At 69.3% G+C, this 16,299-nt stretch carries 17 protein-coding genes; 8 read left to right on the top strand and 9 right to left on the bottom strand.

Annotation, left to right across the window (positions count from 1 at the left end):
* Positions 1-17: 17 nt before the first annotated feature.
* From CQ039_RS07430 to CQ039_RS07415, 4 genes are read left to right on the top strand one after another with little or no spacing between them, the layout of a single operon-like run.
* Complete coding sequence (locus CQ039_RS07430) at positions 18-1,235, top strand: pitrilysin family protein (protein WP_105562612.1); 1,218 nt, start codon at positions 18-20, stop codon at positions 1,233-1,235.
* A 42-nt stretch (positions 1,236-1,277) separates the two neighbouring features.
* Positions 1,278-1,901, top strand: a complete 624-nt coding sequence (locus CQ039_RS07425) for a GNAT family N-acetyltransferase (RefSeq protein ID WP_105562613.1) — start codon at positions 1,278-1,280, stop codon at positions 1,899-1,901.
* Positions 1,898-3,565, top strand: a complete 1,668-nt coding sequence (locus CQ039_RS07420; RefSeq protein ID WP_105562614.1) for a bifunctional diguanylate cyclase/phosphodiesterase — start codon at positions 1,898-1,900, stop codon at positions 3,563-3,565. The genes CQ039_RS07425 and CQ039_RS07420 overlap by 4 nt, the downstream gene beginning before the upstream one ends.
* Complete coding sequence (locus tag CQ039_RS07415) at positions 3,562-3,933, top strand: hypothetical protein (RefSeq protein WP_105562615.1); 372 nt, start codon at positions 3,562-3,564, stop codon at positions 3,931-3,933. Before CQ039_RS07420 ends, CQ039_RS07415 begins: the two co-directional genes overlap by 4 nt.
* Positions 3,934-3,937: 4 nt before the next feature.
* Here the strand turns inward: CQ039_RS07415 and CQ039_RS07410 are convergent, their stop codons facing one another.
* Positions 3,938-4,507 carry a YqgE/AlgH family protein gene (locus CQ039_RS07410; RefSeq protein WP_105562616.1) on the bottom strand — a complete coding sequence of 190 codons (570 nt, stop codon included), beginning with the start codon at positions 4,505-4,507 and terminating at the stop codon, positions 3,938-3,940.
* A gap of 137 nt (positions 4,508-4,644) precedes the next feature.
* Here CQ039_RS07410 and CQ039_RS07405 point away from each other — a divergent pair, with 137 nt between their 5' ends.
* Both CQ039_RS07405 and CQ039_RS07400 read left to right on the top strand, forming a co-directional pair.
* Positions 4,645-5,133: a peroxiredoxin gene (locus CQ039_RS07405; RefSeq protein WP_105562617.1), complete on the top strand. Its 489-nt coding sequence runs from the start codon at positions 4,645-4,647 to the stop codon at positions 5,131-5,133.
* Between the two features lie 23 nt (positions 5,134-5,156).
* Positions 5,157-5,663, top strand: coding sequence for a very short patch repair endonuclease (locus tag CQ039_RS07400; protein ID WP_105562618.1), 507 nt, complete (start codon positions 5,157-5,159; stop codon positions 5,661-5,663).
* Here CQ039_RS07400 and CQ039_RS07395 read toward each other — a convergent pair.
* From CQ039_RS07395 to CQ039_RS07375, 5 genes are all read right to left on the bottom strand, one after another.
* The gene (locus tag CQ039_RS07395; protein WP_105562710.1) at positions 5,564-7,435 is read right to left on the bottom strand and encodes an ATP-binding protein; all 1,872 of its coding nucleotides are present in this window, start codon (positions 7,433-7,435) and stop codon (positions 5,564-5,566) included. The two genes, CQ039_RS07400 and CQ039_RS07395, sit on opposite strands and share 100 nt — an antisense overlap.
* A 66-nt stretch (positions 7,436-7,501) precedes the next feature.
* Entirely contained in the window at positions 7,502-8,539 is a 1,038-nt protein-coding gene (locus CQ039_RS07390) for a quinone-dependent dihydroorotate dehydrogenase (protein WP_105562619.1), read from the bottom strand.
* Positions 8,536-8,892 (bottom strand): DUF952 domain-containing protein, encoded by a 357-nt coding sequence (locus tag CQ039_RS07385; protein ID WP_105562620.1) that lies wholly within the window; start codon positions 8,890-8,892, stop codon positions 8,536-8,538. The genes CQ039_RS07390 and CQ039_RS07385 overlap by 4 nt, the downstream gene beginning before the upstream one ends.
* Complete coding sequence (locus CQ039_RS07380) at positions 8,889-9,386, bottom strand: histidine phosphatase family protein (RefSeq protein WP_105562621.1); 498 nt, start codon at positions 9,384-9,386, stop codon at positions 8,889-8,891. The genes CQ039_RS07385 and CQ039_RS07380 overlap by 4 nt, the downstream gene beginning before the upstream one ends.
* A gap of 9 nt (positions 9,387-9,395) precedes the next feature.
* The gene (locus tag CQ039_RS07375; protein WP_105562622.1) at positions 9,396-10,166 is read right to left on the bottom strand and encodes a class I SAM-dependent methyltransferase; all 771 of its coding nucleotides are present in this window, start codon (positions 10,164-10,166) and stop codon (positions 9,396-9,398) included.
* A gap of 153 nt (positions 10,167-10,319) precedes the next feature.
* Here CQ039_RS07375 and gloB point away from each other — a divergent pair, with 153 nt between their 5' ends.
* Positions 10,320-11,048 carry a hydroxyacylglutathione hydrolase gene (gene gloB / locus CQ039_RS07370; protein WP_105562623.1) on the top strand — a complete coding sequence of 243 codons (729 nt, stop codon included), beginning with the start codon at positions 10,320-10,322 and terminating at the stop codon, positions 11,046-11,048.
* Between the two features lie 3 nt (positions 11,049-11,051).
* Here gloB and pgi read toward each other — a convergent pair whose 3' ends face one another.
* Positions 11,052-12,656, bottom strand: coding sequence for a glucose-6-phosphate isomerase (gene pgi / locus CQ039_RS07365; RefSeq protein WP_105562624.1), 1,605 nt, complete (start codon positions 12,654-12,656; stop codon positions 11,052-11,054).
* 155 nt (positions 12,657-12,811) lie between these two features.
* On the opposite strand from pgi, the gene CQ039_RS07360 reads away from it, so the two are divergent.
* A complete protein-coding gene (locus tag CQ039_RS07360; protein ID WP_105562625.1) occupies positions 12,812-13,288 on the top strand; it encodes a hypothetical protein in 477 nt (158 codons plus the stop codon).
* 123 nt (positions 13,289-13,411) lie between these two features.
* Here CQ039_RS07360 and CQ039_RS07355 read toward each other — a convergent pair whose 3' ends face one another.
* Positions 13,412-14,086, bottom strand: coding sequence for a thioredoxin family protein (locus CQ039_RS07355; protein WP_105562626.1), 675 nt, complete (start codon positions 14,084-14,086; stop codon positions 13,412-13,414).
* Between the two features lie 24 nt (positions 14,087-14,110).
* A complete protein-coding gene (locus CQ039_RS07350; protein ID WP_105562711.1) occupies positions 14,111-16,297 on the bottom strand; it encodes a protein-disulfide reductase DsbD in 2,187 nt (728 codons plus the stop codon).
* Positions 16,298-16,299 lie beyond the last annotated feature (2 nt).

Here is a 16,299-nt window from a genome sequence, read left to right as displayed (position 1 = left end):
GCGTCGTCTGCGACCCCATGCCCGGTCTCAGGACCTTCGCCCTGACCGTCGCCGTGCGCGGCGGGGCGCGGATGGAGGATGAGGCCCGATCCGGCTGGTCGCATCTGCTGGAGCATCTGGTCTTCAAGGGCGCCGGGAACATGGGCGCGCGCGACATCGTCGAGCGGATCGAGGCCGAGGGCGGCTCGATCAACGCCGCCACTGGCTATGAGCGCACCAGCTTCGAGATTCGCGCCCTGCATGGCTCGCTGCCGCTGGCCATGCAGGTGGTGTCGGATCTGGTCTTCCGTCCCACGCTCGATCCCGTCGAGATCGTCCGCGAGAAGGACGTCGTGGCTCAGGAGATCGCCGAAGCCTTCGACACCCCCGACGACCACGTCTTCGAAATGGCCCAGACGCAGGCCTATGCGGGGCAGTCGCTGGGCCGCCCGATCCTCGGCACCGTCGAAAGCCTGAAGGCGGCCGACCGCGCCGCCGTCGCCGATTGGCGCGCCCGGCTCTATTCGCCGGACCGAATGGTGGTGGCGGTGTCGGGCGCGGTGGACGAGAACGAGCTTCTGGCCTTGGCCGAGCGCTGGTTCGGGCAGGAGGCGACGACCCCGGTCGAACGTCTGGCGCCCGCCGTCTTCGTCGGCGGCGACGCCAGGCTGACGCGCAAGATCGAACAGGCCAATCTGGTCTTCCAGTTGCCGTCGATGGGAGCAATGGACCTGCGCTTGCCAGCCTTGCGGCTGTTCACTGAAATCCTCGGCGGGGGCATGGCCTCTCGCCTGTTCCAGAGCGCGCGCGAGGATCGGGGGCTGGCCTACGCCATCGACGCCTATCAGGAGGCCTATGAGGACGCCGGCCTGCTGGGCATCTACGCCGGGGCCGCCGCCGACCGCGCGGTCGAACTGGCCGAGGTCAGCGCCGCCGAGCTGCTGGACCTGGCCGAAAACGGCCCGACCGACGCCGAACTGTCCCGCGCCAAGGCCGTGCTGAACGCCACCCTGTGGATGGCCGACGAGAGCCCCGCCAGCCGTGCGGGCCGCAACGCCGCCCAGACCCTGATCTTTGGCGCCCCGGTCCTGTCCGAGGACAGCGCCGCGCGCATCCTGGCCCAGACCAGCGACGACTTGCGCGCCGTCGGCCGGTCCCTGATCGAGGCCGGCCGAACAGCTACGGCGGTCCTGGGGCCCAAGGCGGCGGGACCAGCGGGCGCGGCCTTCTCTGCGCGATTGAAGCAGGGCGGCTAAGTCCTGGCTGGCGTCGGCGGCGCATCAAGGTAATCTGCGCCCATGGCCCTGTTCGACTGGATGGCCGAGGCGACCGGACCGGTCCTGCGCGGACAGGGGGTCCTGCTGCGCCCGCCGCGTCCCTCAGACCATGCGGAATGGGCCGAACTGCGTGGCGGATCGCGCGACTACCTGCAGCCGTGGGAGCCCGCCTGGGCCGAGGACGACCTGACACGCTCAGCCTTTCGTCGTCGCCTGGGGGTCTATGCTCGCGAGATGGAGTTGGGGACGGCCTGGCCCCTGTTCGTCTTTGATCCCGAGGAAGAACGGCTCATGGGAGCCATTACCCTGTCCAACATCCGGCGCGGCGTGGCTGAGACCGGCACGCTCGGCTACTGGATCGGTCAGCCCTATGCCGGGCAGGGGGCGGGCACGGCGGCGGCGCTGGCCATGCTGGGCTTCGCCTTCGGAGCGTTGAAGCTGCACCGGGTCGAGGCCGCCTGCGTCCCGACCAACCAGGCCTCACGCCGGGTTCTGGAAAAGGCGGGCTTTCGGCATGAAGGACTGGCGAAAGCTTATTTGAAAATTAACGGCGCATGGGCAGATCATCTGCTGTTCGGCGTCATCGAGGACGAGTTCGTCCCGGACCCGGCCGTGTTCAGTTCTTACACCCGGGATTCGCTTTGAATACACGATCCAGAGCGCTGGCCTGGGACCCGACGACGGCGATCGAGGCGCTGGCCGCCGCCGATGCCGCGCTGTGGATCTGGACCCCCGCAGACGACCAGATTCGCTTTACCGGGGCCACGCGATCATTGGGCCTTGGCCCACTGGCGCCGGAATGCTCGGGCGCGGCTTTCGCCGCCCTGGCCATGCCGCAAGACCGGGCCCTGGCCGACCGCCTGCTGAAGCCTCAGGCCGAGGGCACCGAGATCGCCGTGCGGTTGCGGATGCGCGGCTGCGAGACCTGCCTGTGGCGCGGCGTCTGGCTCGAGGACGGCCTGCGCGCGGCGGGTGTCGTGGCGCTGGAGACCAAGTTCGCCGGCGCCGACCGCGACGTCCTCACGGGCCTGCTGGACCGCCGCACCTTCCTGGTTCGTGTGGCCGAGACCTTGGCCCAGCCAGGCGATTATGAGCTGGTTGTGGCTGACGTGGATCGCCTGCGCCGCCTGAACGAGGCCCTGGGACATGAACGCGCCGATCTGGTGCTGTCGGCCCTGGGCTCGCGTCTGTCCGGCGCCTTTTCCCAGGACTGCTCACCGGCCCGCATCGGCGAGGATGAGTTCGCCGTCCTGGCCCCGCGCGGCGCCACCAGCGCCAGCGAACGCATGCGTGAGGCGCTGGAGCAGCCGCTGCGCGTCGCCGGCTTCGACATCTATCCGACCGTCTCTATCGGCGCTGTCGCTGCCGAGGGCGGGCCGGATGCGCCTGATCCCGCAGAACTGCTGCGCCGGGTCGAACTGGCGGTGGAGCAGGCCAAGACCGCCGGGCGCGGCGGGGCGGCCGCCTATGGCCGGGCGCTGGAGACCGACAGCCTGTCGCGCCTGGCGCTGGAATCGGATCTGCGCAACGCCTTCGTGCGTGGCGAGATCGAGCCCTTCTATCAGCCCATCGTCAACCTGAAGACCGGGGCCGTCGCCGGCTTCGAGGCCCTGGTGCGCTGGCGCCATCCGCAGCGCGGCCTGGTGCCGCCGGACGAGTTCCTGACCCTGGCCGACGAAATGGGCCTGATGAACGAGCTGGGCCTGCTGATGATGACCCAGGCCTCGCGTCAGTTGGCCGAGTGGCTGCACCGCCACCCCGGCGCGGGCAAGCTGTTCTGCAGCGTGAACCTTTCGGTCGGCGAGATCGAACGCGACCATCTGGTCGAGGACGTGGCTCGCATCATCCAGGAAACCGGCCTGCCGCGCGGCGCGCTGAAGCTTGAAGTCACCGAAGGCGACATCATGCGCGACACCGCGCACGCCGCCGAGGTCCTGACCCAGTTGCGCGAAGCTGGGGCTAGCCTGGCGCTGGACGACTTCGGCACCGGCTTCTCGTCCCTGTCCTATCTGGCGCGCCTGCCCTTCGATACGTTGAAGATCGACCGCTACTTCGTCCTGACGATGAACAAGGACGAGGGCTCGGCCAAGATCGTCAAGTCGGTCGTCAACCTGGGCCGCGACCTGTCGCTGGAGGTCGTGGCCGAAGGGGTCGAGAACGCCGAACTGGCGGGCCTTCTGCTGGACGCCAGCTGCCACTACGGCCAGGGCTTCGGCTACGCGCCCGCGCTTCCGGCCCAGGAGGCCGAGGTCTATCTGAACGAGTCCCTGGCCGACGGTTCCGCCCCGATCAAGGCGCGATCGGCTTGATCAAGGCGCTTCATCGCGCCGGAGCCTTGCCGGTTGTCGCCTGGCTCTTTCTGTTCCCCCCTCTGATGGTCGGGGTGGTGCTTTGGGAAAGATGGGAGGAACGCCGGTTCGCACGTCTGGCCATTGCACCTCTCGTTGAAGCTAGCGACAGGCCCATCGAGATCACCTCGAAAGGTCAGTGGGCCGGCGCCGAGTCCTTGAAGCGGCAATGGCGGTTGGTTTGCGGCACGGCAGGGAAACGCGACTTCGCCGTTCTGATCTTCAAACGCAGCAAAGGCCAAGAGCGGCGGGCCGTAGAACGTGCGGTTGAGGGGGCGACAGCCGCGACCAGCCTTCAAGCGTCCTTGATGGCGACTTGTCGGAAGTGAGCCATCAGGCCCGCCCGCTCTGCGCTGACAGGCGGGCCGCATCGACGCCGAGGCCCGCCAGCGCCCGGCTCCACTTGGTGGCGTAGTCGGCGTCGAAGATCAGCTCGGGATCGGCGTCGGCGGTCAGCCAGACGTTTTCGCTGAGCTCTTCATCCAACTGGCCCTCGCCCCAGCCGGCGTAGCCTAGCAGCAGGATCGACTGGCGCGGGCCTTCGTCGGGGTCGCTCATGGCGGCCAGGGCGTCGCGGGTGCCGGTCACGGCCAGACCCTCGCCGAAGGTCAGGCTGACGTCGTCATTGGTCCAGTCGTCGGTGTGCAGGACGAAGCCGCGCTCGCGTTCGACCGGCCCGCCGATCAAAACGGACTGGGCCGCCATGGCTTCGGAGACAGGCGTATCCAGCTTCGTCAGCACCTCGGAAAGGGTGACGCCCGGCGCGGGCTGGTCTAGCCGCAGGCCCATGGCGTGCTCGTCGTCGTGAGCGCAGACCAGGATGACGGCGTGGCGGAAACGGTCGTCGTCTATGCCCGGCATGGCCACCAGAAGACGCCCGGTCAGGGAGGAGAAGGCGGTCATAGGGCTATCATCGGGTGGCGAAGGGCCATGTGCAAGATGCAGGGAACGAAGTCCGCTTGGCGATCCTTCTTCGCGTCTCTATCTGACGTTTGAACGCCGCCCGGATTCCCCGGGCCATTCCAGCTCCGGAGACCTCCATGACCATCCAGATCGGCGACCGCATCCCCGACGCGACCCTGACCACCATGACCGCCGACGGCCCCAAGCCGGTCACCACGGCTGAACTGTTCGGCGGCAAGACGGTCGCCCTGTTCGCTGTGCCCGGCGCCTTCACCCCGACCTGCTCGGCGCGTCACCTGCCGGGCTATGTTGACAACCGCGCTGACCTGGCCGCCAAGGGCGTCGACGCCGTGGCCTGCCTGTCGGTCAACGACGCCTTCGTCATGGGCGCCTGGGCCCAGGCCAACGACCTGAACGGCACGGACGACATCATCATGCTGGCCGACGGCAATGGCGACTTCACGCGAAGCGTCGGCCTGGCCCTGGACGCCAAGGGTTTCGGCATGGGCGAGCGTTCGCAGCGCTATTCCATGCTGGTCAAGGACGGCGTGGTCGATCAACTGAACATCGAACAGGGCGGCGAGTTCAAGGTGTCCTCGGCCGAGCACTTGCTGGCCCAGCTCTGATCCCGCCTGTCATGGTCTGAGCCATGACAGACGTCTTCACCCCGGAAAAACGCAGCGCGGTCATGCGCCGGGTGAAGGGGCGCGACACCGCGCCCGAGATGAAGGTCCGGCGGATGCTGCGCGCCGCCGGGATCGGCTACCGTCTGGGCGGCTGCGGCCTGCCCGGACGGCCCGACGTGGTGATGAAGGGGCGCAAGGTCGTGCTCTTCGTCCACGGCTGCTTCTGGCACGGCCATGATTGCCCGCGCGGGGCGCGAAAACCCCAGACCAACGCTGAGTATTGGATCACCAAGATCGAGCGCAATCGGGCGCGCGACCGTCGTGTCGCGGCGGCGTTGTCCGCCACCGGATGGCGCGTGGTGACGGTGTGGGAATGTCGCCTGCGGGACCCCGGCCTGGCCGAAGATCTTCTAGCCGAGATCGAAGGGGGTCAGGCCGCCGCGCTCTCGGCGACGACAGCGGCCTCTTCCAGCACCTGCGACAGAGCGCCCAGCAGCGATCCGGGGGTCAGCGGCTTGGACACGAAATAGTTCATTCCGGCGGCGGTGCAGGCAGCGATGTCTTCCGGCGCCGTATCGGCGGTGACCGCGATGACCGGAACGGCGGCGTTCAGCCCGCCCCCTGCGCGCAGGCGGCGCGTGGTTTCGCGACCATCCAGTTCCGGCATCCGCACATCCATGAAGACGACGTCGAACGCCGTCCGGTTGCAGGCGTCCAGCGCGGCCAGACCGTCCTCGGCCATGGCGATCTCGCAATCGACCGATTGCAGGATCAACTGGATGGCGCGGCGGTTGATGGCGTGATCGTCGACCACAAGAACCCGCAAGGGGCGCTCGTCGAATGACGCCTCATCGACCGTCGGCGCCGGTTCGACAGTCTCGGGCTCCGATGGCGGCAGGGGCGGCGTCGGGCGCGACAGGGCCTTGGCGACCAGCCCGCGGGCTTCGGGCGTCAGGGCGGTCTCGATGTCCGCGCTCGCGCCACGCGGCAGGACCAGGGAAATCGTGAAGACCGCGCCCTGACCTGGCGCGCTGCGCACCGTCAGCCGGCCGCCCATGAGCTCGGTCAGATCGCGGCTGATCGCCAGCCCCAGGCCGGACCCGCCATAGAGGGCGGCGACGCCATCGGCCGTCTGGTCGAAGGGGGTGAAGAGGCGCGCCAACTGCTCCACGCTCATGCCCGGACCGGTATCGGCCACATTGATCAGCAGAACATGGGCGCCATGCTCGTCAGGCCAGGACTGCAGGCCCAGGGTGATCGACCCCGCGTCCGTGAACTTCATGGCGTTGGAGATCAGGTTGTTCAGGACTTGGCGAAGCCGCATGGCGTCGCCGCGAACCATTCCGGGCAGGGTTCGCGCGCCTTCCATCCGAAGGCGCAGACCTTTGGCTCGGGCGGGGCCGGCCCACAGCCGGGCCGTCTGCGACAGCAGCAGGCGCAGGTCGAAATCCCGGCTTTCGACATTCATCCGCCCAGCGTCCAGGCGGGCGTGATCCAGCAGATCGTCGAGCAGGTCCTTCATCATCAGACCGGCGTCCGTGATCAGGGCGACCTGCTGACGCGACGAGGATCCCGTCTTGTCGCCGCGGTCCAACTCGGCGGCGCCGGTCAGGATGGCGCTGATCGGGGTGCGCAGGTCGTGGGCGACGGCGGCCAGGAAGGCGCCGCGGCTGGCCATGACGGCCTCGGCCTCGGCACGTTTGCGGTCAGCCTCGATGCGAGCCTCGGTCTCGGCGCGGTTGGCGCGGAACAGGTGGCGGCGCGTGTTCAGACAGAAGACGGTGTAGGACAGGATGGCCACCGACACGGCGGTCACGATATGGGGCGCGGCGCCCATCCGGGCCATGAACAGCGGAGTCAGGGCGAAGATCGCCAACTGGGGCAGGACGGTGCAGGCGAAGATCCGCATCGAGCCGGCGGACATGATGACCGAGTTGATCATGCCGGCCGACAGCAGGACCGAGGCCGCGACGCCGCCCATCGCTCCGCCGACGACCCATAGGGGGACCGCCATGACGCCGAAGAAGCCGGCGTTCAAGATCAGCACCAGATCGCCATAGACCCCGCGCCAGCCAGCCGGCTCCGTCACCGCGCCGGCGACGACCGGGCGGAAGACCTCGGCCTCCAGAAACTGGATCAGGGTGTAGATCACCAGCCATATGGCGCTGAAGCGCCAGCCGAGCATGGGGCTGAACACCAGCGCGGTCGCCGCCCCCATGACGATGCGTTGCAGCATCGCCTTGCGGCGTTGGCGGATTGCGGGCGCCCAGATGGTGGGGGCGTCGGCGGCGGTTTGCGTCATGCGACTTTCCGAGCAGGCGATTTCGCCCATCGAAGCGATGATGCCGTCGCTTGCCCTAATGCTCCGTCAACGGCCGGCGCCAACCGCGTCAGAAATGTGGCGGAAGCCTTCAGCGCGCAGGCGGGCGACCAGATCCCGCTTGATGGCGCCGACCAGGCCGGGGCCGTCATAGATGAGGGCTGAATAGATCTGCACCGCCGAGGCGCCCGCGCGGATACGGGCCCAGGCGTCCGCGCCGCTCTCGATGCCGCCGACCGCGATCAGCGGCAGACGCCCGGCTGCGGCCTCGGCGGCGGCTTCCAGCGCCTTCTGCGCGAAGGGCTTGAGCGGGGCGCCTGACAGGCCCCCGGCCTCGCCCGCAAAACCGGATTTCAGCGAGGCGGGGCGTTCCAGGGTGGTGTTGGACACGATCAGGGCGTCGATGCCGTGCGCCAGCGAGGCCTCGACGATCATGCCGATCTCTTCGCCGATCAGGTCAGGCGCGATCTTCAGGAAGACCGGGGCGCCGTCGCCTGGACGGGCCTCGTTGATCCGACCCAGCAGGTCGTCCAGCGCCTCGCGGCCCTGCAGGGCGCGCAGGCCCGGCGTATTGGGCGAGGAGATGTTGATGGTGAAATAGTCGGCCAGGCCCGCCAGACGGTGCAGACCGGCGACATAGTCGGCCGCCTTGTCCTCGGTGTCCTTGTTGGCCCCCAGATTGGCGCCGATGGGCGTGCGCTTGGGCCGGTTGGCCAAGCGACCAGCGAAGGGTTCCAGCCCCTCGTTGTTGAAGCCCATGCGGTTGATGACGGCCCGGTCTTCGGACAGTCGGAACAGGCGCGGCTTGGGATTGCCGGGTTGCGGCCGGGGCGTGACCGAGCCGCATTCCACGGTGCCGAAACCCAGCCGCGACAGGCCGTCCAGCGCCTCGCCGTTCTTGTCCAGACCGGCGGCCAGACCGACGGGATTGGACATCTCCAGCCCGGCGATGCGGGTCATCAGGATGGGGTCGTCGGCGCGCGGCGCGGGCAGGGGCGTGACCTGCAGGGCGCGAATGGCCAGCCGGTGCGCGGTCTCGGGGTCCATCTGGCGCAGGATGACGGCGCCAAGGTCGGTCAGGCTCATGGAAGCTCGCTCAGGATCATGTCGCCGCCGTCTGTCACCGCCAGGGCGCGCACGCCCCGCGTCGCCGCGACGGGCAGGGGGCCGTAGATATGGGGGAACAGGGCGCCGCCGCGCGACGGCTCCCAGACCAGAGTCTCGCCCAGCGCCTCCAGATCGACTTCGACCAGCATCAGATCGCTCTGACCCGCGTAATGCTTGGCGGCGGTCACGGCCAACTGGTCGGCGGCGGACAGGTGGATATAGCCGTCGGCGTGGTCGACCGGGGAGCCGTCATAGGCGCCCTCGGCCAGGCTTGCCCGCCAGTCGGCGCGGCTCAGGATCTTGAAGGCGGTGGTCGGCAGGGCGTCGGTCATTTTTCGAGATCGTGCGGCGTCAGCCAGCCTTCATAGGAGGGGCGTCCCGCGACATCGACGGTGAAGATCGCCGCCGCCCCGGTGGGGAAGCCGCCGCTCATCTTGTCCAGCACGCCGGGCGAGGCGGCGCTCTCGATCAGGTATTCGACCGCCAACTGATGCACCCCCGGATTGTGCGCCACCAGCATCAGGCAGCCCGCTGTGTCCTCGGCGGCCTCGACCGCGCGGCGCAGCACGTCCGACGAAGCGTTGTAGAGGGCAGGCGACAGATGCACCTCGACGTCGCCCATGGCCTCGCTGACCGCGTCCCAGGTCTGATGCGTGCGCCGGGCTGCGGACACCAGGGCGGTGTCGGGGCGCAGGCCGCGTTCGGACAGAGCCCGGCCCATGGCCAGGGCGTCGGCCAGGCCATGCTTGGACAGGGGGCGGTCGATGTCGCCGCCGGGCGCGCTCTTTTCGGCCTGGGCGTGACGCATGATGATCAGTCGCTGCATGGGCTCGCCTTAAGGCCGTTTGCGCTCGCCGACCAGAGCATGGGCGGGCGGCCCATGGTCGCGCGACGCGGGCGAGGGGGTCAGGGCGGGGCGTCCCGCCAGCACGGCCTGGGCCAAACCCTGGGGGCGGATGCGGGCATAGGATTGCCGCGTGGCCTCCAGCATGATCAGGCCGGCGGCGCCTGGAAACACCCAGCGACCCAACTGCTCGATCCCGTCCGCCATCGGCAGCAGGGGGCGCCACGGCGGCACATAAAGGGCCTGGGACCAGGCGGCGGGCTCCAGCCCCACCTCGCGCACCAGCCGTTCCAGCTGGCCGCGGGTGAAGGGACGGCCGTGGCCAAAGGGGGTGGTCTCGGCCCGCGCCCACATCCCGCCGCGCGCTGCTGTGGCCAGGATGATGCGTCCGGCGGGCGCCAAGGCCCGAACCGCCTCGGTCAGCAGGGCGCGCGGATCGTCTGCCTCTTCCAGGGCGTGAACCAGCAGGATGCGGTCAAAGGCGCCGGCGGCGAAGGGCAGGCGTTTCTCATCGACCAGAAGCGTGCGGTTGCGCCCCGCCGCCGCCCACTGCTCGGCGCCCTGTCCGCCCGGCATGGCGGCGATGATCCGCCGCGCCCCGACAAAGCCGTCCAGCCAGGGCGTGGCGTAGCCGATGCCCAGCACATCGCAGCCATTGGCCTCGCCCCAGGCGTCGTCCAGCCGTCGCGCCAGCACGCGCCGCACCAGCGCGCCGGTCGGCTCGCCGTAGAAGGTGCGAAGATCGTCGATGCTGCGCCGCATTTCTCTCACTCACGCTCTATTCGCTGCGTTCATCGCTCCGTGGGGGCGGCGAACGATCGCCGACGCCCGGTCGGGCTTTGGGCAGCGGGGTCGAGCTTGGCTCGTTTCGCGCCACTATAGTCCCCGGATGGCCTCGGCTGCTAGAATGCCCGCATGACCCTGACCGTGCGCCAGTTCGCCTGCCTGTCCGACAACTACGGCTTCCTGATCCGCGACGAGGCGACCGGTCTGGTCGCCGCTGTGGACACGCCGGACGCCGACGCGATCCTGGCCGAGATCGAGGCGTCGGGCTGGGGCCGGCTGGACCTGATCCTCAACACCCACTGGCACCCCGATCACACCGGCGGCAACGAGCGGCTGAAGGCCGAGACCGGCTGCGAAATCATCGGCCCGGAAGAGGTCCGCCGCGCGGCGCCCCTGGATCGCGACGTGGCTGACGGCGAGGTGGTGCGGCTGGGCGAAACCGCGTTTGAGGTGGTGCTGTCGCCCGGCCACACCCTGGGTCACGTGGTCTATCGCGCCGTGACGGATGATCTGGCCTTCGTCGGCGACGTCATCTTCGCCCTGGGCTGCGGCCGCCTGTTCGAGGGCACGCCTGAACAGATGTGGGACAGCCTGAGCCGCATCGCCGTCTGGCCCGAGACCACGACGCTCTATTGCGCCCACGAATACACAGCCTCGAACGCGCGCTTCGCCCTCAGCCTCGATGAGCGTCCGGAAATGCTGGCCCACGCCGAGGCCGTCTTCGCCGCCCGCGAGCGGGGCGAACCCACTGTGCCGACCAGCGTCGGCGTGGAGCGCCGCTTCAACCCCTTCCTGCGCGCTGCCGACGCCACAGACTTCGCCGTTCGCCGCGCCGCCAAGGACGGATTCCGGGGCTAGGGTCTAGCGCAGCAGCCGCTTCAGCAGGGCCGCCGTCGAGGGATCGAGGTCAGGCGAGGGCGCGCCCGCCGCCACATCCTTCAGCACGGCCTTGGCCAGAACCTTGCCCAGTTCGACGCCCCACTGGTCGAAGCTGTTGATGTCCCAGATCACGCCCTCGACGAAGGTCTTGTGCTCATAAAGCGCGATCAGGGCGCCGAGGGTCTGCGGCGTCAGCCGGTCCATGACGATGGCCGTCGAGGGGCGGTTGCCCGGGAAGGTCTTGTGCGGGGCCAGACGGTCAGCCTCGGCTTCGGAAGCGCCCGAGGCGATCAGTTCGGCGTGGGCCTGAGCTTCGGTCTTGCCCTGCATCAGGGCCTGGCCCTGGGCCAGGGCGTTGGCCCACAGCGGGCTTTCCGACCTGTCGTCGTGGGTGGAGGCGACAATGACGAACTCGGCCGGAACCACCTGCGGTCCTTGGTGGATCTGCTGGAAAAAGGCGTGCTGGCCGTTGGTGCCGGGCTCGCCGAAGACGACGGGGCAGGTCTGGCGACCGACCGGCGCGCCGTCGCGGCGCACCCGCTTGCCGTTCGATTCCATTTCCAACTGCTGCAGGAAGGCGGGCAGGCGACGCAGGGCATGGGCGTAGGGGGCCACGGTGCGCGCGGGGCGGTGCAGGCCGTCGACGTTGTAGATCTGAGCGAGGGCCAGCAGGACCGGGGCATTGACCTCCAGCGGAGCCTCCAGGAAGTGCCGGTCCAGTTCAGCGGCCCCGTCGAGGAAGCCCTGGAAGACGTCCCAGCCCAGTCCGATGGCGCAACTGAGGCTGACCGCCGACCACAATGAATAGCGTCCACCGACCCAGTCGCGGAAGGCGAAGGTGCGACCGCAACCGAAGGCGGCGGCCTTCTCCGGCGCGGCGGTGACGCCGATGAAGTGCCTGTCCATGCCGTCGGCAGGCAGGGAGGCCGCCAGCCAGGCCTTGGCGGCCTCGGCGTTGGCCAGGGTTTCCTGGGTGGTGAAGGTCTTGGAGACGACGATGATCAGGGTGGTTTCCGGGTCCAGCCCGGTCAGGGCCTCGGCCATGTCGCGCGGGTCGATATTGGCGACGAAACGCACCTCGATGGCCGGGGCGAGCGGGCGCAGGGCGTCCCAGATGACGCGCGGCCCCAGATCCGACCCGCCGATCCCGATATGGACCACGGTTTCAAACGGCCGGCCGGTCGCGCCTGTCTCGATGCTGGACCGGACGGCGTGGGCGTAGTCGCGCATCTGACCGCGAACGGCGTCCACCTCGGCGGAGACGGCCTCGCCCAGGGCGTGGAAGTCGGCGCCTTCAGGCGCGCGCAGGGCGGGGTGCAGCACAGCCCGGCCCTCGGTGGCGTTGACGGCCTCGCCGTCGAACAGGGCGGCGCGGCGGCCCTCTACGTTGGCGACGCGGGCCAAGGCCAGGGCGGCGTCGAAGCCGGCGCGGGTCCAGCTCTGCTTGGACAGGTCCAGATGCAGGCCGGCGGCGTCCACGGTCATACGCGCCAGGCGACCGGGGTCGGTGGCGAACTGATCGCTGATGCGGGCGTCGGCGTCGTGGCGGGCGACGGCCTCCAGTTCGGTCCAGGCGGCGTGCGGCATCCTCGTCTCCCCCGTTGGCGTCGGCCCAGGAAACGGCACGACGCTTGCAACCCTTCGTTTATGGCTCAGGCCTAGAAGAGTTCAATCAACGGCCGGGTCAACTTGGATTTCCAATTGGTCTTTTCCCCCGACCGCCAGTGAAAAGGGATGCCCCCATGTCCTGCGGAATCATTCTCGCCGCCGTTCTGATGCTCAGCGATCCGGCTGTGGCCGAGGCTGCGGCCCTGCCGCCCGTCGCCGCCGACGCGCCGGTCTCGGTGGCCCAGGAGCCCCTGTTCGCTGACCTGGTTGAACGCTCCGGCGCGCTGAAATCCATCGTCGACGGCTGGATCGCCTCGGGCGCTGCAGACGCTGAAGGCTTCATGGCCGGCGACGTCTTCACCGGCTTCAAGTCCCAGGCCGCCGACCTGGCCGCTCGCGATCTGCAGGGCCATCTGGTGCTGAAGGAGCGCGGCACTGACAATGACCTGAAGTGCATCCTGCGCGGCATTTCCGAGGACATGCCCAAGAAGGTCGCCGCCGTCGAAGCCGCCCCCAACGCCGCCGAACGCAAGGTCGCGCTGGAAGAACTGGCCTATCTTCTGAACGACAACGTCGAGGTCATCACCTCGCCGCCTCACCCGGCCGTCTGAGGACGACCTGGCGAGGCTTCTTTGTAGGGGCCTATCGCCCTTCGGGCTATTTGAGGCGCATTCGTGAGGGGCCTACCGCCCCTTGAAGTGCTGGGCCTGGGGCGAGAAGCGGTCGAGCTGGACTTAGCTCTCGACCGTCTCCGGGTATTTGATCGCGCAGCCATAGGGCTGGGCGAAGGCGGTCTGGACGGGGCGTCCGGCCTTGGCGTCGGCCAGGGCGGTGCGGACGAAGTTCTCAGCGCCTTGCAGGTCCTCGACCTTGTTGGTCGGCTTGTCGTCGATGCCGCCGACGAAGATCAGGCGGCCTTCAGGGTCAATGATGCGCATGTCGGGCGTGGTCTTGGCGTCATAGCGTTTGCCCACCTCGCCCGTCGGGTCCAGCAGCAGGTGGGTGAAGGCGGCCTGGTGTTTGGCCTTCCAGGCCGTCGCCTCCTCGCCCTCGACGAAGCCCTGGGTTCCCGGCGCCGAGGAGATGATGGTCAGCCAGACCACGCCGTCGGCGACCGCCTCGCGCTGCAAGGCCTGCATGGCGCCGCTGTAGTGCTTCTTCACGAAGGGGCAGCCTTCGTTGGTCCACTCCAACACCACCGTCTTGCCCTTGAAGTCCGCCAGCGAGCGCTGGACGCCCTCTGCATCGACCAGGGTGAAGGCCGGGGCCATGTCGCCTGGCCCGGCGATGGCGGGCGTCGCGGTTTCGGTCGCGGCGGGCGCGGCCTTGTCCGGCGCGGTGGCGGGTTGCTGCTCGCAGGCGGCGAGCAGGAGAAGCGAGGCGGAAGCGACGGTCAGCATGCGGATCATCGGATGGTCTCCTTCAGGTGAAAGTCAGCGGGCGGCGTCCTTCAGAGCGCCGACGACGGTGCCCTCGGTCAAAAGCTGGGGCAGGATGCGTGGCGCCGCCTGACCGGGTTGATAGAGCAGATACAGCGGCACGCCCGAGCGGCCGTGGCGTTGCAATTCGGCGGTGATGGCGTCGTCGCGACGGGTCCAGTCGCCGATGAGGTAGACGGCGTTGGCCGCCTGCATGGCCTCGGCCGTGCGCGGCGAGGACAGGGCCGCGCCCTCGTTGATCTTGCAGGTGACGCACCAGTCGGCGGTGAAGTTGACCAGAACCGGACGGCCCTCGGCCAGGGCCGCCTGAACCGCGGCTTCGGACCAGGGCTGGGACGGCAGATGGGCGGAGGCGGAGGCTGCGGCCTCGCTTGAAGCCGGGCCGGCGCGGGCCGCCAGGACGCCAAGGCCGAGCGCGGCGATCATCGACAGGGCGGCGGCGATTCCGGCGAGACGGCGCGTGCCGCTGGCGGCCTGAGATCGTCCATACAGCCACAGGGCCAGGGCCAGCATCAGACCGGCGCCAAACAGCAGAGCCAGGGCGTCGGCGGTCTGACGGCCATAGACCCAGGCCAGCCACAGGGCGGCGCCATACATGGGGAAGGCCAGCAGGTTTCTCAGCGTCTCCATCCACGCGCCGGGCCGAGGCAGGCGGGCCAACAGGCGCGGCGACAGGCTGATCAGGACATAGGGCAGGGCTAGGCCCAGCCCCAGCATCAGAAAGACCGCCAGCGCCATCGGCCAGGGCATCAGCAGGGCGGCCCCCAGCGCAAAGGCCATGAAGGGGGCGGTGCAGGGCGCGGCCACGACCACGGCCAGAACCCCGGTGAAGAAGGCGCCCGCTGCGCCCGGCAGGCGCGACAGCGGACCATGCCCGGCGCCCTGCAGGCCCGAACCGATATGGAAGACGCCTGACAGGTTCAGCGCCACGGCCAGCATCAGCAGGGAAAGGGCGGCGACCACGCCCGGCGACTGCAGTTGGAAGCCCCAGCCCAGGGCCTGACCGCCGGCACGCAGGGCCAGCAAGGCTCCGGCCAGCAGGAGGAAGGTCGCCAGCACCCCGGCCAGGAAGGCCAGGCCGTCGCGGCGGGCCTCGGCGGGGTGGTGAGCCGAGCGGCTGAGCGCCGCCGCCTTCATCGCCAGGATGGGGAAGACGCAGGGCATGAGGTTGAGGATCAGTCCGCCCAGCAGGGCGAACAGGGCGGCCTTGGCGAAGTCGGCGGGGGCAGTCGATCCAGCGGATGACGCCCTGGCCTCATCGCCGTCGCCGAGCGCGCCCTGACCCGTTGCACCAAGCAGGGGCGCGCCCTGATCGGCTGAAATCTCCCAGGCGCCGAGATCGGTGGACAGGACCCCGGTCAGCGGCGGTTTCAGGCCGTTGGCGGACAGGCCGCGGCCGGGCGCGAGGTTCAAGGTCAGGCCCTGTGGCCCTCGCTCGCCGGTTTGAACGGCGGCATGGTCGATGACGCCGCCCTCGAACGGGAAGAAATAGGCCCACTTAGGCGTTGCGTTCGCCAGAGGGCCGCCGGTCGCCGTCAGGGTCAGCGCGCCGTCGGCAAAGACGGCGCGCGCCTCGATTCCGGCAGGCCGGGGGGCGATGGCGACCACGTCCTGCACCAACTGGCCGAAGCGTGGGTCCAGCGGCGCGGCGCCGTCGCGCACCGGCAAGTTCAACGCCAGGTCCAGATCCTCGGGCACGCACATCTCGTCGCTGCAAACGTAGAAGTGGGCGGTGACACGCAGGGGCAGGGTCTCGCCGGGGCGGGCCGAGGCCGTGACCTCGATCGGCACGGGCAGGAAGACCGTGTCCGAGTAGCCGTAGTTCATCAGGCTCTGCAGACGCTGACGTTCCGGCAGGGGCCACAGGATGTCGCCGGGCGAGACCCCGGCGGGCAGCGACCAGGTCAGGGTGGTGGGGCCGCCCGAATCGCCCTGGTTGCGCCAATAGGTGTGCCAGCCAGGCTTGATCTTCTGACGAATGGCGACGATCGCCGTCGAGCCAGGCGCGGCCCAGGCGCTCATCGGGACCAGTTCGGCCTCGATTCGCTCGGTGCGCTGTGGTCCTGCGGCGGAGGGGACGGCGCCGGCCTTCAGCGCCTGATCCAGGGCAGAAGGCGCGGCGGTCGCCGAGGCGGCGAAGGTCAGCCAGACGAGAAAGGCGGCGAAAAGACGCAAGGGCACGG

This window comes from Brevundimonas sp. MYb52, from assembly GCF_002979535.1.
Taxonomy (GTDB): Bacteria; Pseudomonadota; Alphaproteobacteria; order Caulobacterales; family Caulobacteraceae; genus Brevundimonas.
Note: the sequence above shows the minus strand (reverse complement) of the source record. Positions and strands in the feature narration are given on the sequence as shown.

Excerpts from the sequence above, each read along its gene's own strand:
- CQ039_RS07430 (WP_105562612.1), top strand. The coding sequence starts at position 18 with ATGCCCGGTCTCAGGACCTTCGCCCTGACCGTCGCCGTGCGCGGCGGG.
- CQ039_RS07425 (WP_105562613.1), top strand. The coding sequence starts at position 1,278 with ATGGCCCTGTTCGACTGGATGGCCGAGGCGACCGGACCGGTCCTGCGC.
- CQ039_RS07410 (WP_105562616.1), bottom strand. The coding sequence starts at position 4,507 with ATGACCGCCTTCTCCTCCCTGACCGGGCGTCTTCTGGTGGCCATGCCG.
- CQ039_RS07405 (WP_105562617.1), top strand. The coding sequence starts at position 4,645 with ATGACCATCCAGATCGGCGACCGCATCCCCGACGCGACCCTGACCACC.
- CQ039_RS07400 (WP_105562618.1), top strand. The coding sequence starts at position 5,157 with ATGACAGACGTCTTCACCCCGGAAAAACGCAGCGCGGTCATGCGCCGG.
- CQ039_RS07395 (WP_105562710.1), bottom strand. The coding sequence starts at position 7,435 with ATGACGCAAACCGCCGCCGACGCCCCCACCATCTGGGCGCCCGCAATC.
- CQ039_RS07390 (WP_105562619.1), bottom strand. The coding sequence starts at position 8,539 with ATGAGCCTGACCGACCTTGGCGCCGTCATCCTGCGCCAGATGGACCCC.
- CQ039_RS07385 (WP_105562620.1), bottom strand. The coding sequence starts at position 8,892 with ATGACCGACGCCCTGCCGACCACCGCCTTCAAGATCCTGAGCCGCGCC.
- CQ039_RS07380 (WP_105562621.1), bottom strand. The coding sequence starts at position 9,386 with ATGCAGCGACTGATCATCATGCGTCACGCCCAGGCCGAAAAGAGCGCG.
- CQ039_RS07375 (WP_105562622.1), bottom strand. The coding sequence starts at position 10,166 with ATGCGGCGCAGCATCGACGATCTTCGCACCTTCTACGGCGAGCCGACC.
- gloB (WP_105562623.1), top strand. The coding sequence starts at position 10,320 with ATGACCCTGACCGTGCGCCAGTTCGCCTGCCTGTCCGACAACTACGGC.
- pgi (WP_105562624.1), bottom strand. The coding sequence starts at position 12,656 with ATGCCGCACGCCGCCTGGACCGAACTGGAGGCCGTCGCCCGCCACGAC.
- CQ039_RS07360 (WP_105562625.1), top strand. The coding sequence starts at position 12,812 with ATGTCCTGCGGAATCATTCTCGCCGCCGTTCTGATGCTCAGCGATCCG.
- CQ039_RS07355 (WP_105562626.1), bottom strand. The coding sequence starts at position 14,086 with ATGATCCGCATGCTGACCGTCGCTTCCGCCTCGCTTCTCCTGCTCGCC.